Origin of the sequence: Brotaphodocola sp. (assembly GCF_050873065.1) — a bacterium.
In the GTDB taxonomy this organism is placed as follows: domain Bacteria; phylum Bacillota; class Clostridia; order Lachnospirales; family Lachnospiraceae; genus Brotaphodocola.
On the sequence record NZ_JBNMIC010000002.1, the window covers coordinates 52,755 to 69,989 of the forward strand.

A 17,235-nucleotide genomic window follows, 5' to 3' on the forward strand; every position below is an offset into this window, starting at 1 on the left:
GCGACAGGTCCTTATTTTCACTACATTAATTGTATAATTTATTTCCAAACTTCCTCTGCAATCTCTTTTACTAATTTTAACTTTGCCCACTGCTCTTCTTCGGTCAGCTTGTTACCGATCTCACAGGAAGCAAAACCGCACTGCGGGCTCAAATATAAGCGATCCAGCGGAACGTATTTCTCCGCCTCATGGATTCTTGCAATCACAGCCTTCTTGTCTTCCAGAACAGGTGACTTCGTGGTTACAAGACCAAGAACCACTTTCTTGTCACCGGAAACCTTTGCCAACGGAGCAAAACCACCTGATCTCTCGTCATCGTATTCCAGATAATAGGCGTTTACATTTTCCTCGCCAAAAAGCAGATCTGCTACTCCGTCATAAGCACCGGAGCTGAAAAACGTGGAGTGATAGTTGCCACGACACACATGAGTGTTGATCACCAGATCTGATGGAGCCTGTGCTACGACTTCGTTATTTAACTGAAGAAGCAGTGCCTTATAATCCTCTAATTTCTGACCTTTTCTGCCCGTCAATGCAACTGCCAGTTTCGGATTTACCATACCGCCCCATACGCAGTCATCAAACTGAAGGTTGCGACAACCTGCCTCATAGATTTCATTTACAAATTCCACATATGCCTTGATCACATCCTTTGCAAATGCTTCTTCTGTTCCATAAATCTCAAGTGTCGTTGCAAGAAGTTCTGCACCGGTAAAATATGCATAAAACTGGCCCGGAGAAGGAATCGTCTGCTTTGCTACGGTATTTTCATCCTCCAATGCCTTCACAAATTTGAAATGTTCTACAAATGGATGATTCTTCACAGAGATCTTGCCTACCATATAGGTATCGTCAATCATCGCTGCCTCTGCATCGAAAGTCGTATTTCCCTGTACAGTCTTTTTATGTTCAATCCCCTGAAATCCCCACATGAAATCAAGATGCCAGGTCGATCTGCGGAACTCACCATCCGTGATTACATGATATCCAAGCTTCTTGATCTTTCCTACCAGATCACGGATGCAGTCATCTTCCACCGCCGTCAGCTCTTCCCTGGTGATTTTACCTTCCTCAAAATTTTTTCTTGCCTGCTTTAATACTTCCGGTCTTAAAAAACTTCCTACAAAATCATAACGAAATGGTGTTCTCAAATCTGCCACTGTCTTATCCTCCGTTTTTATACTTCAAAACCAAGATTTCCTCAAGATTTTCTTTCAAAAATTTTCTGTTTTCTGGTTTTTATCTATTTTTTTCTAGTTCTTTTCTAACGATAGTTTAACAATGATTTTTTCTTCTGGATAATACTTTATTTTAGCATTTGTCCATAGTTTTAATCTATGGCTATAAAATTTTCCTCACCCACACGCTAAAAATATCCTGCATCTGGCATTTTTGATCATCATGACATATTTGTTGTTTCATGCTATATTCATTGTATTTTATTTTATTCATCGCATTTTGTGAACTACTCAGTCATTGAACAACCAAGTAGTTCCGCTCAGATGTCCAAAAAATATAATCAATTATTGGCTGATGACTGCCTTTTTATTATTACACAGTCATAATCGGAAGTCGTTTCTAATTCACCATCCAGCAACTCATATACCGTAATTCCATCTGATATACATTTTTGCAATATTTCAATCCATTCGTCCTCATTATATACCGAAGGTTCATTTGTAGGTCTTTCGCCGAAATGCACTCTGTACTCTTCCATCAATCTATCCAACTGTTTCTCTTTTTCGCTTGCTTCCACTCTGTTTTCTCTTCTCAAAAATTCTGGTAAACTCATTTTTCCTCCAATTCCAAATTTCCTATCATACAAAAAAGGAGCAGGATTCTTTCGAATCCCGCCCCTCTTAAATGAACCAGAGAATTTCATCAGATAAATTCTCTTACTCATATGGCTTCATTCTTTACGAACGATTATTTATTGTTGATAGCTGCCTGAGCTGCTGCCAGTCTTGCGATCGGCACACGGAACGGTGAGCAGGATACATAATCCAGACCGATCTTGTGGCAGAACTCTACGGAAGACGGATCTCCACCGTGCTCGCCGCAGATACCTACATGCAGGTTCGGATTAACCGGCTTACCTAACTTGATAGCCATCTCCATCAGCTTGCCTACGCCAACCTGATCCAGTTTTGCGAACGGATCGTTCTCGTAGATCTTAGCGTCATAGTATGCACCCAGGAACTTACCAGCATCATCACGGGAGAAGCCGAAGGTCATCTGAGTCAGATCGTTAGTTCCGAAGCAGAAGAATGCAGCCTCAGTAGCGATCTGATCAGCGGTCAGAGCTGCTCTCGGGATCTCGATCATGGTACCAACCTCGTACTCCAGATCAACACCAGCTGCTGCGATCTCAGCGTCAGCGGTCTCAACAACAGTCTTCTTGCAGTACTTTAATTCCTTGATGTCGCCAACAAGCGGAATCATGATCTCCGGTTTGATGTTCCAATCCGGATGAGCCTTCTTCACGTTGATTGCAGCGCGGATAACTGCGGTGGTCTGCATAACAGCGATCTCCGGGTAGGTAACAGCCAGACGGCAGCCACGATGACCCATCATCGGGTTGAACTCATGCAGGGAGTTGCAGATAGCCTTGATCTGCTCAACAGTCTTGTTCTTAGCCTTAGCCAGCTTCTCGATGTCAGCCTCCTCGGTCGGAACAAACTCATGCAGCGGCGGATCCAGGAAACGGATGGTAACCGGATCACCCTCCATAGCCTCGTACAGCTGCTCGAAGTCGCTCTGCTGTAACGGCAGGATCTTGTCCAGTGCCTCTTTTCTCTCCTCTACGGTATCGGAGCAGATCATCTCGCGGAATGCCTCGATTCTGTCTGCCTCGAAGAACATATGCTCAGTACGGCAAAGACCGATGCCCTCAGCGCCCAGCTCACGAGCCTTCTTAGCATCTGCCGGGGTATCTGCGTTGGTGCGTACCTTCAGAGTTCTGTACTGGTCAGCCCAATCCATGATACGACCGAACTCGCCTGCGATCTTAGCCTCAACAGTCGGGATTGCTCCGTCATATACACAACCGGTAGAACCATCGAAGGAAATTACATCTCCCTCATGATACTCTTTACCGTTCAGGGTGAACTTCTTGTTCTCCTCATCCATGATGATGTCGCCACAACCAGATACACAGCAAGCGCCCATACCACGAGCAACTACTGCTGCATGGGAGGTCATACCACCACGAACAGTCAGGATACCCTGAGAAGCCTTCATTCCGGTGATATCCTCCGGAGAGGTCTCCAGACGAACCAGAACAACTTTCTCACCTCTTGCAGCCCACTCCTCTGCGTCAGCAGCGGTGAACACGATCTTACCACAAGCAGCACCAGGAGCAGCGCCCAGAGCCTTTGCGATCGGGGTTGCAGCCTTCAGAGCAGCCGGATCGAAGGTCGGATGCAGTAAGGAATCCAGGTTACGCGGGTCGATCATAGCAACTGCCTCTTCCGGAGTTCTCATGCCCTCGTCTACCAGATCACAAGCAATCTTTAAAGCTGCCTGAGCGGTTCTCTTACCATTACGGGTCTGCAGCATGTACAGCTTGCCGTGCTCAACGGTGAACTCCATATCCTGCATATCTCTGTAATGATCTTCCAGAGTCTTGCAAACTTTCTTGAAGTCCTCAAATGCCTCCGGGAACTTCTCTGCCATCTCGTCGATGTGCATCGGGGTACGAACACCTGCTACAACGTCCTCGCCCTGTGCATTGGTCAGGAACTCACCGAACAGGCCCTTTGCACCGGTTGCCGGGTCACGGGTAAATGCAACACCGGTACCACAGTCATCACCCATGTTACCAAATGCCATGGACTGTACGTTAACAGCGGTTCCCCAAGAATACGGGATATCGTTATCACGACGGTATACATTTGCACGCGGGTTGTCCCAGGAACGGAATACAGCCTTGATTGCGCCCATCAGCTGCTCCTTCGGATCATCCGGGAAATCTGCGCCGATCTTATTCTTATACTCAGCCTTAAACTCATTAGCCAGCTCTTTCAGATCATCAGCGTCAAGCTCAACGTCCTGAGTAACGCCCTTCTTCTCTTTCATCTGATCGATCAGAGCCTCAAAGTACTTCTTGCCGACTTCCATAACAACGTCGGAGTACATCTGAATGAATCTTCTGTAGCAGTCCCATGCCCAACGAGCATTGCCAGACTTCTCAGCAATAACGTTTACAACGTCCTCATTCAGTCCCAGGTTCAGAATGGTGTCCATCATACCCGGCATGGATGCTCTTGCGCCGGAGCGAACGGATACTAACAGCGGGTTCTCCAGATCACCGAACTTCTTGCCGGTAATCTCTTCCATCTTTCCGATGTACTCATTGATCTGCTCCTGAATCTCCGGATTGATCTCACGGCCATCCTCATAGTACTGAGTACATGCCTCCGTGGTAATGGTGAAGCCCTGCGGAACCGGAAGACCAATGTTGGTCATCTCTGCAAGGTTAGCTCCCTTGCCTCCCAGCAGGTTTCTCATAGTGGCATTGCCCTCGGTAAATAAGTAAACCCACTTCTTTGCCATCTGTTTTTCCTCCTCAAATATGCATGTAGAATTGATTCTACGAATTTTCACCCCGCTACTGGTTTTGTATTCCCCAAATACATGAAAAAGCCGTTTGCGGTCTGCTATTAGTATAGCACATTTTTCCATTACGTAAAGATCTTTTTGTCAAAAAATCGATAAATTTTGTGCAAACTTAGGTAAATTCAAGCATTTCTGTTTTTGTTTTCAGTCATTTTCACATATCCGTAATCAATTCGTATATACGAATGTATATGATGTGAAATTAACGAGATTTAAGATTGATCCAGATAATCTAGCAGTACTGGATCTTTTTGCGGGTGTCTTCTGCCACTTCCTCGCCTGCAAACATCTTCACAAGCTCAAGTCCGAGATCAAGCGCAACACCGAGACCTTTTCCGGTCGTGTAAATGCCATCGGTCACAACACCCTGCTGATTTGTATAGGTAGCACCCTTGAAATCCTTCTCAAATCCCGGGAAACAGGTCGCGATCTTTCCCTCAAGGAAACCATGACGGCCGAGAACAACACCCGGAGCTGCGCAGATTGCTGCGATACGTTTGCCCGCATCACGCTGTCTCTTCAGTGCCTCAATCAGCGGCTCACATGCGGAGAGACGCTCAGATCCCGGCATACCGCCCGGAAGAAAGATCACATCTGCATCCGAAAAATCAGTCTCTGCGATCGTTGCATCTGCCTCAATCGGAACCTGGTGGGAAGAGACAATTCTGCGATCCTTCTCGATGGAGACAAGCACAGTCTCAATTCCGCTTCTTCTCAAAACATCGACAACTGCCAAGCACTCTACTTCCTCTGACCCATCTGCGATCATTGCGTATACTTTTGCCATTATAAATTCCTCTCTTTCTTTTTTGTGTTTTCCTCTCCTATCATTCATACAATCATAGAAACCATACCGGTCCTGCAGAACGTACCGAGGGCTTAAAAAGCTCAAACCATTCCGACCTAATATAATTTCTGTATAACGATTCTGTATAATTTCAAGGACATTCTTTTTTGATCTCTTCTATTTTAATGGGATTTTATGGAAAATGCAAGAAGCCCTCGTTATATTTTCTGTTTTTTCTTTTTGTCCAGTTTCTCCTTTCTTTTTTCATTTAGCCCCGGTGTTTTACGTCAATTTCAACAAAATCTTGACGTAAAATATAACGCACGTTATGTTTTCAGCAGGTGCGTTGTGTTAAAATATTATCAGTTTCGAAAATTTCGTGAAACGACAATGGAGGGTATACAAATGAATCAGAAGAAAGCACTGGTTACGCCAAAAGCCATACATGCTGTCATTGGTATGGCAATCATGTTTCTGTTTCCGTTCCTGCCGATCACTCTTCCAGAAGTGACCCCGCTGGGCATGAAAATCATCGGTATCTTTTTAGGTACCCTGTATCTGTGGACAACCGTTGAACCTGTATGGTCCAGTCTTGCCTGCATTTTTATGGTTGGTATTTCCGGATACGGTCCAATGAACCAGGTTCTCCAGACGGCGTTCGGAAGCCCGGTTATCATCCAGATGTTCTTCCTGATGATCGTTATGAACTGCCTTGTTTATAACAGACTGACGATGTACATCGGACGTTTCTTCCTGACTCTTCCAATCAACAATGGCCGTCCGTGGGTATTTACCGCCATGCTGATGATCGGTTCCATGCTGATGGCTGCATTCGTTGGCCCGTTCGCACCGATCTTCCTGTTCTGGCCGGTTGTCTATGACATTTTTGATGAGATCGGAATCAAGAAAGGGGAAGCTTACCCGACACTGATGCTGATCCTGATCGTAATCGGTACTTTGATCGGTTTCCCGGTTCCGCCGTACAGTGGAAATGGACTTGCCCTGATCAGCAACTACTCCACAATCACGGAAAATATGGGAAGCAAAATCGTGTTAAACAACGCTTCCTACCTGACACTGGCTCTGATCTGGGGCTTCTCCTCAATCATTGTCATCGTTCTGTTCTGTAAATTCGTTCTTCGCCCGGATGTATCCAAGCTGAAGAATCTGGATGTGGAGAAACTGAAAAAGAATCCGCTTCCGCCACTGACCCCGAACCAGAAGTTCATGGCAGTCACTTTCGTGATCTACATTGCCTGCATGCTTCTCCCGAGTATCGTTCCGGAACTTGGAATCATGAAATTCCTGGGTGCAAACAGCTACGGTCTCGCAATCGGATATTCCGCTATCCTCTGCTGCGTCAGCCTTGACAAGGAAGAGCATCAGCCGATTATGCCGTTTGGTAAAGTCGCAAGCAACTTCGCATGGGGAACCTTCTTCCTGTGTACCGCAGCAACCCTGCTCGGCGGTGTTCTGACCAATGAGTCCACCGGTATTGCAAAATTCCTGAGCTCTGTTTTGAACCCGATCTTCAGCGGCATGTCCCTGACCGTGTTCTACATTGCTCTGCTTGTGATCACTCTGGTTCTGACAAACCTGTGCAACAGCCTTGTAATCGGTATGCTGATTCAGCCGGTCATCGCATCGTTCTGTCTGGCTAACGGAATCAACTCCTCTCCGATCACGGCACTGATCATCATCTTTGTTCTGGCAACTGCATCGATCACTCCGTCAGCATCTCCGTTTGCGGCAATGATCCACGGCAACAAAGAATGGCTCGCTTCCGGTCAGATCTACAAATACACGACGATGATCGCCCTGATCGAGATCGTGATGGCAATTGTTGTCGGTCTTCCGGTTGCAATGATGCTGTTCCGCTAAAGAATTTTACTTACCCGATTATTTAGATTGTAATTTTCCTGCATTTTGTCAGAGATTCTGCATTTGTGGTTTTATATTTCATATTCCAGCTTTTTATGGTACACTGATTTGCAGGAATGCTTCAGGGGGACCGGCACTGCCGGTCCCCCTTTCTTATACGATTCTTATAGAATAGGAAATTGCGTCCTATAAAAAGATTTGTTGACGAAAGGAATTTGATCTGTTTATGAAAAAAATTACGATTATAGATGGCCAGGGCGGCCGCATGGGAAAAGTTCTGATTGAACAGTTAAAGAAAGAATTCCCGGAACAGGAACTGCTTGCGATCGGCACAAACAGCATTGCGACGGCTGCAATGATGAAAGCCGGGGCAGACTACGGCGCAACCGGAGAGAATCCGGTCGTTGTCGCTGCGCGTGACTCCGACATCATCATCGGACCGATCGGCATTGTGATCGCCGACTCCCTCTTCGGAGAGGTGACCCCCACCATGGCGGCTGCCATTGGACGCAGCCACGCGACCCAGCTTCTGATGCCGGTCAACCGCTGCAACCACCACGTTGTCGGCTGTGAAGAGATTTCGATGAACGAGATTATCCGCCGCGTCGTCGACCAGGTACGCGAACTGATCCAATAGCACAATCCAATAATACAATATACAATAATACTTAGAACTCTCACTTTTTCGGCTGATAGCGGATGTCTGAGACGTTGTAGACCGTGATGAAGGCATGAGGATCTTCATGGTTCATATAGTTCATCAGCTTCTGGTACTCCATCCTGTCGACGATCGTGATGATCTCATTTCGTCTTTCCATGTTGTAAGCACCGATTGACTCATAAATCGTGGCGCCGCTGTGAAGATCGTTCAGGATAAACTGGCGCAGTTCTTCCTCTTTCTTTGTGATGATGCAGACACGACGCTTGACATTGTGGTTAAAGATAAAATGGTCGAGAACGATTCCGTTAAAATAAGTTCCGAGCACACTGAGCACCACTGTCTTCTTATCATAGACAAGACCTGCCGAGAGCGCGATGCACATTCCTGAAAGCGACATTGCTTTTCCGAGATCCATATGCAGGTACTTGTTCATAATCTTCGCCACAATGTCGAGTCCTCCCGAGGATGCATTGCGATTGAACAAAATACTCAGTCCCACGCTGACCACCAGAACATAGCAGAGGACATCCAGCTCCTGACTGTCCGTCATCGACGAAAAATTCGGAAACAGCTTCTCAAAAAGCGCCAGAAACAGCGGAAGAACAATACTTGTATACACAGTCTTTGCGCCAAACTCTCTCCCACAGGTAAAAAATCCGACAATCAAAAGTGCGACGTTGAGAATCATCGTGATCGCTGAGAGCGGAAGCGGGACGAAATTTGACAGTACAATTCCCAGTCCGGAAATACTGCTGACCGAGGTATGACTCGGCATCAGGAAAAAGTAAACCGCTGCCGCAATGATTGCGACCGCCCCTGTCAGAATAATCGTCTCCACCGCTGTTTTTCTGTAATCTATCTTCTGCTTCACCATTTCCAGTCTCCTCTCCCGAAAAACTTGTGATAATTTTATCATACAAAAAAATTGCTGCTGCAAAGGGGAGTCCCTTAAGGATCCTCCCTGCTCTGCAACAGCTCTTATCATTTAGTAAAAATCAGTCAAAGATATTTATTTATCTTAGAAACGGAACTTGTCCTCAAAGTAGTTCTTCAGCTCTGCGATCGGCACACGAACCTGCTCCATCGTATCACGATCACGAATCGTTACTGCCTGATCGTTCTCAGAATCGAAATCATAGGTGATGCAGAACGGAGTTCCGATCTCATCCTGTCTTCTGTAACGCTTTCCGATATTGCCGCGGTCATCAAACTCACAGTTGTAGTACTTGCTCATCTCAGCGTAGATCTTCTCAGCGCCCTCGTTGAGCTTCTTAGACAGCGGAAGGATACCGATCTTAACCGGTGCAAGTGCCGGATGGAAGTGCAGAACGGTACGAACATCGCCCTCACCGATCTCCTCCTCATCGTATGCGGAGCACAGGAATGCCAGAGTCACACGGTCAGCACCCAGAGACGGCTCGATAACATACGGGATGTACTTCTCCTTGCTCTCATCGTCAAAGTAGGTCATATCCTGTCCGGATACATTCTGATGCTGGGTCAGATCGTAATCGGTACGGTCTGCGATTCCCCACAGCTCACCCCAGCCAAACGGGAAGAGGAACTCCAGATCAGTCGTTGCCTTGCTGTAAAAGCACAGCTCCTCTGCGGAATGGTCTCTTGCGCGCATCTCATCATCCTTGATGCCCAGGCTCTTCAGCCACTGGATGCAGTGCTCTTTCCAGTAAGCAAACCAGTCAAGGTCAGTGCCCGGCTTGCAGAAGAACTCCAGCTCCATCTGCTCGAACTCACGGGTACGGAAGGTGAAGTTACCCGGGGTGATCTCGTTACGGAAGGACTTACCGATCTGGCCGATACCGAACGGAACTTTCTTTCTGGAAGTACGCTGTACATTCTTGAAGTTTACGAAGATACCCTGTGCGGTCTCCGGACGAAGGTAAACCGTGTTCTTTGCATCCTCTGTTACACCCTGGAAAGTCTTGAACATCAGGTTGAACTGACGAATATCGGTGAAATCATGCTTTCCGCAGCTCGGGCAGCAGATGTTGTGATCATCGATGTACTGCTTCATCTCTTCCTGGCTCCATCCGTCTACGGAACCCTCCGGAGTGATGCCGTTCTCTGCCATGTAATCCTCGATCAGCTTGTCTGCACGGAAACGCTCCTTACAAGCCTTACAATCCATCAGCGGATCAGAGAAACCGCCGAGATGTCCGGATGCCACCCAGGTCTGGGAGTTCATCAGGATCGCACAGTCAACACCTACGTTGTACGGGCTCTCCTGAACGAATTTCTGCCACCATGCGCGCTTTACATTGTTCTTCAGCTCAACGCCAAGGTTACCATAATCCCAGGTATTTGCAAGTCCGCCATAGATCTCAGATCCCGGATATACAAATCCACGGTTCTTCGCCAGTGCTACAATTTTTTCCATTGTCTTTTCCATTGTCCAATAACCTCTTTCTTCTATACTACTATTTCTATATCTGTCTTTATCCATCGCCCAAATCCACTGAAACTTTCAAGGGAAGCGAATCCCCCCTTTCATTTCTCGGATTCAAACTACTGGAATAAGATACAGCTCGTACCTTCCGGCGTCACTGCTGTGTGAGAATCCGTCACAGTCACTCCGTCACTGATAAAGGAAATCTTTCCCTCTGTACAGATCGTCGCAGATCCCGTCACAACAACCATCTTCGTCTCCGCTTTTTTCGTCAGTTCAGAAGAATCCGCCGCTTTTCCAGACAAAGTTGTGAAGGTCATTCCATCCGGAATTCCGTCGGAAACAGTTCCCACTTTCAGATCGGTCACTGTGTTCGTGTCATCCTCTGTCTCTTTTGCAAATTTGACAAAATCCTCTGCACTCTTATAATCAAAAATCAGGGTTCCGGTTCTGTTCTCAAGCTTTGTCGAGACAAGAGCCGTCGGAAGTTTTTCGCCTCCATCCGCATTTTCTGCAGATGCAGCAGCCCCCTGCTCCTCATTATAGCGGATTACTGCCTCTTTTGCAAATTCTTCCAAGCCTTCCTGCGTATAAAGTTCATTAAACTGTTCTGACGTATAGACCAGTGCACTCTCCACCTCAAGCCCATTGCTTACGTAGATACTGCTTTCCTTGGCGTTCCATGTATAATCCGCATCTTTCTTTCCACATCCCACTGCCAGAAGCACAGCAGAACACAGAAGTGCGGTCAGGACAGCCCTTCCTTTTTTCATCCATCTTCCTCCTGAAAATATAGTTATTTTGGATTATACCCGCAAACAGGGAATAATTCAATACCGATTTCTTCCTATGACTTATTTCATTAACCTATTTGTTACTGTTCACGCGTTGCGCAAACAGTAACACCTATTTCATCATCTGAAGAATTTCCAGAGAGTGAAAGGAACGGTCAAGAAATCTCCGCTTATTAAACTCCACACAGGCCTTTAATTCCTGTTCCACCTCGGGCTTGAGCACAAAGGTGTAGAGGGAATCAAACGGCGTCTCCAGAATATACTGCCAGGCATAGGCCGCTGCCTCACTGACTTTCTTCGGCGGAAATTCCGTGTACTCTCCCCCGGCTTTCATTGCCCGGAGCTCAAAAATCAGCTGAATCAGAGAATTCGGGAGGGCCGGTTTTAAAAGTGCCCGCAGGGATTGATACAGAAGGAGAAGCAGTTCCCCGCCGTCTAAGTTCTCCCGGCTGTAATACTCCGCAAACTCGAGAAAGTAGGAACCATAGCACGCAGCCTCAACATCCCCCGCCAGTTCCGTGAAGTAATTGCGGATCTCTGCACTGTGAAGATTGTAGGCATCCCGCCCCTCATAGACGCGAAATGTTCCAAACACAAACGGGCGGCACACTGCCATCAGAAGGTTGCCCGGACGCTTTGCCCCGCGCGCAAATGCAACAATCTTTCCTCTCTCCCTCGTCAGAATCACGAGTCTCCGGTCATAATCCCCTACCGGTGTCGCCTTCAGGACCATTCCGGTCAGTTCCATCGTCTCTCTCACGCTTCCACACTCTCTCCCTGCATCACGTTCCTGTCTGCATCTTATACAAACATTCTTTTCCGGATTTTACTTTTCCGGGGTATATCCGTAGTTCTTCATCAGAAGTTCGCTGTCTCTCCACTCCTTGCGCACCTTTACCCAGAGCTGAAGATTTACCTTTGTCTCCATCATGCGCTCAATCTCCTGGCGCGCGCTGCTTCCGATCTTCTTGAGCATCGCTCCGCCCTTTCCGATGACGATTCCCTTGTGGGAATCACGCTCGCAGACAATCGTCGCCTCGATATCGATAATTCCATTCGGGCGCTCCGTCATCTTCTCGATCGTGACTGCGATTCCGTGCGGAATCTCCTCATCGAGCAGGCGCAGTGCCTTCTCGCGGATCAGCTCAGCCGCAATCTGGCGCATCGGCTGGTCAGTCACCGTGTCCTCATCGTAGTACTGCGGTCCATACGGCAGGTACTTGAAGATCAGCTCGGTCAGAAGGTCGGTGTTCTGCTTGCGCAGTGCCGATACCGGGACAATCTCTGCGAACGGGCAGATATCCTTGTATGCATCGATGTACTTCGCCAGTTCCTGCTTTTCTTTCACGGTATCCATCTTATTGATGACAAGGATTACCGGAGTCTTTACTTTTCCAAGCTGTTCTGCGATGTGGCGCTCTCCGGCTCCGATGAAGGTCGTCGGCTCCACAAGCCACAAAACGACATCCACCTCCTTTAAGGTGTGCTCTGCGACATTGACCATGTACTCGCCGAGCTTATTCTTCGCCTTGTGGATACCCGGGGTATCCAGAAAAATGATCTGTCCTCTCTCATCCGTGTAGACAGTCTGGATTCGGTTTCTCGTCGTCTGCGGCTTGTTTGAGGTGATCGCAATCTTCTGTCCCACAAGGTGATTCATCAGTGTGGATTTTCCGACATTCGGGCGTCCAATCAGTGTCACAAATCCCGATTTTTTCTCTTTCTGCGGACCGCCAAGATCCGCAAGTTTCATCTCTGCCATACGTTCTCTTTTCCTTTTCCTCTTCGTTCTTTTCTTTTATTTTCTCGCTTTTATATCGCTTATCGCTATAAATTGTTTATAAATGTTTTACGCTCTTGAAAGGCTCTCCACACTTCCGAAAAGTTCACGGTTCGCCTCAATCTTCTCCTCATTTCCGACTACACAGAAACTTCCAGTATCGAGCACCGCCTGAACAATGTCTGCGAGTGCGCGGATGTCCTCCTTCGTCGCGGTCAGGACCTCATCGCGCTCCTGCTGCATCATCTCTTCAGTCACACCGGACAGATATGCGGAGAGTCCACGGCTTCCCTTCACTGACGGAGTCAGCGGAGCATCCATGTTGCTGATCGTTCCGATGACATACTTTGTCATATCGCGGTCATCCGGATTGAACTGTCTTAAGTACTCCGGGATTCCCTCGTAGATCTCATTTGTCTCCTTGAGGTTCGGGTCACGGTAGGAGACGAGGTATCCCTCGCCGGAACGTCCGAATCCGCTCATGCATCCGTAAGCACCGCCCTTCACGCGGATGTTCAGCCACAGGTAATCGTAGCTCAAAATCACCTGAAGAATCTTGAGTGCACCGGTGTAGGCAAGTCCGGATTTGCGGAAGGTACCACAGCGGGCAACGTAGTCGACCTGGGCGGCAGTCTTGAGTCCCTCATTGATATTCTCAACCGGGTGGGTGAAGGCAAAATGCTCGCCGCTTCCCTCCGGCAGATTCTCAGTCAGAACTTTCATCGTCTCCGGCAGTCTCGCATATCCCTCATCATCGGCCGTATAGCTGATTAACAGGTTCTCACGTGTGAAGAGCTTCTTGCAGACCTCCTGAAGTTTTGCCACAAGCGCCGTCTTCTCCGTCTCGTAATTCTTTGCAATCTGCTCCACAAAATGATAGTAGGAGACACCTGCTGTCATCTCATTGTAATAAGCCGTAGCAGAGAAGTAGGAGGTTGCTCTCGAAACCGCAGTGGAATGACCCGCACTCTCAAGCTTCATCTTTGCGCGGGAACGAATCTCCTGGATCACCTCACCGAGACGCTTCTCATCCGTGAATACGGAGTGATTCAGAATCTCTTCGAGGATTCCGAAACCAAAGTCGAGACGGTCATAGAGCACGCGGACACTTCCGACGAACACACCGGTGAATTTCTCCGGATCATTCAGATCCACATAGGAGGTCACACCAAAATCCACACCGCCGCTGTTTAAGTGGATCTCACTTGTCAGATCCGAATAATCATATTTCTCTGTGCTCACACTGCCAAGAACTGACTTGAGAAGACCTACATACGGCAGATCCTCCTGTGGGACAGCATCTGTGTTGAACAGCAGTTTCAGATAACCGATTCCGGATGTAAAGAAATTGTGATGGAGAACCTTGACTCCGTTCTCCTCCTTGACCTCGTAGTAAAGTTTCTCTGCCTTCTTGTCGATGTCCTCTCTCGTCAGCAGCGGAATCTTTGCGAGAATCTCCGGGGTGGAAGGGGTGTCCTGATACTCCTTGAGTTCCCTCGTCGCCTTGACCATGCCAGCGACCTGCTCTGCGCTCAGGGAAGCCTTGTACTCTGCGAGTTTCTTTGCGGTTTTCTCATCTTCTCTCGCCGTCAGATTCTTCTCCGGGCTCAGCACGATGACCGCCTCAAACGGATTATCTAAGAGATAATCGCGGATCAGCTGCTCAAAATATCCCTCGCTGACTGCTCCCTTGAGGTAATCAAACGTCTCCTGATACTCAAGATGCATCATCGGATCTCCGTCATAAAGCCAGCTGTCAAGGCACTGGAGACCGTACATCAGTCCCTTCGGTGCAGAGCCGTAATCTGCCTCACGGTATTTGAACTCATAGTAGTTCATTCCGGCAAGCAGGCTCTTCCGGTTGATTCCCTGATCGGCAAGTTTGCGCAGGGTTCCCTTCACAACCGCAAGGAATTCGCCTTTCTGGTCTGCATTCGCATCTTTCGCAATCACGGAGAAATACGGCTGTAAGATTCCGCTCTCATATCCGCCGAGAATATCTTTTCCGATTCCGGCATCAATTAACGCCTGCTTGAGCGGTGCGCCCGGTGCATCGAGCAGCGTGTACTCGAGAATCTGAAATGCCACGTAGAGGCGAGGATCTAAATCCGTTCCGACTACGGTATTTACCGACAGATAAGTGGCATCCGTCTCCGGCTCTCCATCCGCAATCGAGTAGTGAATCTCTTTCTCAACCGGTGCAGCAAACGGCTTCTGCTGAGGAATGCGGGAGTCCACCTGCTTCTCCTCATAGTGGCACAGATACTCCTCATCCAGCCATTTTAATTTCTCTGCCATGTCCATATCTCCGTAAAGGTAGATATAGCTGTTTGACGGATGGTAGTACGTGCGGTGAAAATCGAGGAACTTCTCATACGTCAGCTCCGGAATATACGCCGGATCTCCGCCGGAATCCTTGCCGTAGCAGTTGTCCGGGAACAGCGTCTTCTGCGTCGCGCTGTCGAGAAGGCTCTCCGGGGAGGAGTACGCACCCTTCATCTCATTGTAAACGACGCCGTTATAGATCAGCGGGGCATCCTCAGACTCCAGCTCATAATGCCAGCCCTCCTGACGGAAGATCTTCTCCTCCTTGTAAATATTCGGATGGAGAACTGCATCCATGTAGACATCCATCAGATTCTGGAAATCCTTTTCATTGCAGCTTGCAATCGGATAAACCGTCTTGTCCGGGTAAGTCATCGCATTTAAGAATGTGTTTAAAGATCCCTTTACAAGCTCCACAAACGGATCCTTGAGCGGGAACTTTTCCGATCCGCAGAGCACGCTGTGCTCGAGAATATGCGGCAGACCGCAGTCGTTATCCGGCGGAGTGCGGAATCCGATGCAGAACACCTTATTCTCATCGTCATTTGCCATCAGGAAAAGACGTGCCTTCGTCTTCTTGTGCTCCAGCACGATTCCCTCTGACTGCATCTCCTTTATGATTTTGTAATCGACAACCTGATATGCTTCCAGGCTCTTGATCGCTTCCAGTTGACTCATCTGTTTGAATCTCCTTTTCTATGATAATTTTCTAAATAAAAAAATCTTTAAATTTGTTTTCTGTTTTCTCTTTTCTGTCTTATCCTTTATCAAATATTCCCCATCAGGCGCTCTTTTAGTATCGCAATCCCATCGCGGATCGAGTAATGCATCAGCAAAACCCGGTCGGACGGCGCTGCGATCCCCCAGGCATCCGTAAGTCCCCGCTTTGCCGCAATCATCCGCGCCCGAAACAGGTGGAAATTGCTTGTGAGAATTCCAATCCGGATCGGACGGCTCTGAAGCCTTCTCTGAAAAGCCTCTCCCCTCATATCCCGGTCGCGGTTGATCAGCTCCTGACTGTATACAATATTTTCCAAGGTGCTCGTGGAACGATTTTCCTGAATCATCTGGCGTTTCGGAATCCCAAGACTGGCCAGATACTCCTCCATCGCCGACGCCTCCGTCTGAGGCTCATCTGCTCCCTGTCCACCGGACAAAATCAAGACGCTGTCCGGATTCTGGAGTGCATACTCCGCCGCCTTGTCAAGACGCAGTTTCAGTGTCTTGCTGATCCCCTCCGGCTTCACCGCCGCTCCGAGAACAATCACATAGTCAAGCCCCGGTTCCGCAACCGCGGGTACCCGGCTGAAAATCAGGATCTGCATCACCAGCAGAATCACGACTCCCGCTGCACACAGTGTCACCATCGACACCGGTATCCAGAGGAAGGAGCGATCCGGAGTTCTCTGATAAAGCCGGACTCCCGCCGCCGTGAGCGCCAGAAATCCCGCAAAAAACAGCCATACTGCGCTGAATGCCGTTCCGATCCCCGCATACAGCACCACACCAATGTAATAAATCAGACAGATCCCCGCACCTGCCGCCAGAATCCATGCCAGCATAGCCGCGCCCTCCTTGCCATTTTCCTCTCACTGTTACAGTTTGTTACGCTGCACAAACTGTAACAGATTTTGCCGATGCTTTGCATTCCAAATCGGCAAAATCTTCCCCCTAACAGTATCATACGGAATTTTCCGTTCAGAAAATTCCTACCCACCTGTATACGGGAACCTCTCATCCTCCTATCATACTACACTTTTCCTTTTGTCACAAGCACAGAAAATCTCAGGTTTTTGCCTGCGTCCACCGTCCATATCACTCTCCATGCACCGCACAAACCGCAACTGAGTCTTCCGCTAAATCGTACAAAAAACGTACCAAAAAGCTTTCTGTATGCGTTTTCAGAAAAATTAACCTCTTGCAGAGCCGATTTTTCTGTGCTATGATAGCCGCGCTGTATGTAGTATCACTTCAGGCATATTTTTT

Annotated in this window: 13 protein-coding genes; 2 read left to right on the plus strand and 11 right to left on the minus strand. The window is 48.1% G+C overall.

Annotated elements, in window-relative coordinates:
• Positions 1-38 precede the first annotated feature (38 nt).
• The 4 genes from ACR0QE_RS01140 to ACR0QE_RS01155 all read right to left on the minus strand — a co-directional run bounded on the left by ACR0QE_RS01140 (position 39) and on the right by ACR0QE_RS01155 (position 5,404).
• Positions 39-1,160, minus strand: a complete 1,122-nt coding sequence (locus ACR0QE_RS01140; RefSeq protein WP_432626548.1) for a 5-methyltetrahydropteroyltriglutamate--homocysteine S-methyltransferase — start codon at positions 1,158-1,160, stop codon at positions 39-41.
• A gap of 359 nt (positions 1,161-1,519) precedes the next feature.
• On the minus strand, positions 1,520-1,903 hold the full coding sequence (locus ACR0QE_RS01145; protein WP_432626549.1) for a hypothetical protein: 384 nt from the start codon (positions 1,901-1,903) through the stop codon (positions 1,520-1,522).
• Between the two features lie 23 nt (positions 1,904-1,926).
• Positions 1,927-4,554 carry a pyruvate, phosphate dikinase gene (ppdK, locus tag ACR0QE_RS01150; RefSeq protein ID WP_432626550.1) on the minus strand — a complete coding sequence of 876 codons (2,628 nt, stop codon included), beginning with the start codon at positions 4,552-4,554 and terminating at the stop codon, positions 1,927-1,929.
• 295 nt (positions 4,555-4,849) lie between these two features.
• Positions 4,850-5,404 (minus strand): DJ-1 family glyoxalase III, encoded by a 555-nt coding sequence (locus ACR0QE_RS01155; RefSeq protein WP_432626551.1) that lies wholly within the window; start codon positions 5,402-5,404, stop codon positions 4,850-4,852.
• 405 nt (positions 5,405-5,809) lie between these two features.
• Between ACR0QE_RS01155 and ACR0QE_RS01160 the strand changes: the two genes are divergently transcribed.
• Positions 5,810-7,285 (plus strand): SLC13 family permease, encoded by a 1,476-nt coding sequence (locus tag ACR0QE_RS01160; RefSeq protein WP_432626552.1) that lies wholly within the window; start codon positions 5,810-5,812, stop codon positions 7,283-7,285.
• Positions 7,286-7,511: 226 nt separating this feature from the next.
• Entirely contained in the window at positions 7,512-7,922 is a 411-nt protein-coding gene (locus ACR0QE_RS01165) for a DUF3842 family protein (RefSeq protein WP_432626553.1), read from the plus strand.
• A gap of 40 nt (positions 7,923-7,962) precedes the next feature.
• On the opposite strand, the gene ACR0QE_RS01170 is transcribed toward ACR0QE_RS01165, so the two are convergent.
• The 7 genes from ACR0QE_RS01170 to ACR0QE_RS01200 form a co-directional block, all read right to left on the minus strand.
• On the minus strand, positions 7,963-8,820 hold the full coding sequence (locus ACR0QE_RS01170) for a YitT family protein (RefSeq protein WP_432626554.1): 858 nt from the start codon (positions 8,818-8,820) through the stop codon (positions 7,963-7,965).
• 144 nt (positions 8,821-8,964) lie between these two features.
• Positions 8,965-10,353 (minus strand): glycine--tRNA ligase, encoded by a 1,389-nt coding sequence (locus tag ACR0QE_RS01175; protein WP_432626555.1) that lies wholly within the window; start codon positions 10,351-10,353, stop codon positions 8,965-8,967.
• A 116-nt stretch (positions 10,354-10,469) separates the two neighbouring features.
• Positions 10,470-11,123 carry a hypothetical protein gene (locus tag ACR0QE_RS01180; protein ID WP_432626556.1) on the minus strand — a complete coding sequence of 218 codons (654 nt, stop codon included), beginning with the start codon at positions 11,121-11,123 and terminating at the stop codon, positions 10,470-10,472.
• Positions 11,124-11,256: 133 nt separating this feature from the next.
• Positions 11,257-11,904: a DNA repair protein RecO gene (recO, locus tag ACR0QE_RS01185; protein WP_432626557.1), complete on the minus strand. Its 648-nt coding sequence runs from the start codon at positions 11,902-11,904 to the stop codon at positions 11,257-11,259.
• Positions 11,905-11,970: 66 nt separating this feature from the next.
• A complete protein-coding gene (gene era, locus ACR0QE_RS01190; RefSeq protein ID WP_432626616.1) occupies positions 11,971-12,897 on the minus strand; it encodes a GTPase Era in 927 nt (308 codons plus the stop codon).
• Between the two features lie 96 nt (positions 12,898-12,993).
• Complete coding sequence (locus tag ACR0QE_RS01195; RefSeq protein ID WP_432626558.1) at positions 12,994-15,927, minus strand: insulinase family protein; 2,934 nt, start codon at positions 15,925-15,927, stop codon at positions 12,994-12,996.
• 89 nt (positions 15,928-16,016) lie between these two features.
• Positions 16,017-16,811, minus strand: a complete 795-nt coding sequence (locus tag ACR0QE_RS01200; protein ID WP_432626559.1) for a YdcF family protein — start codon at positions 16,809-16,811, stop codon at positions 16,017-16,019.
• Positions 16,812-17,235: the final 424 nt, after the last annotated feature.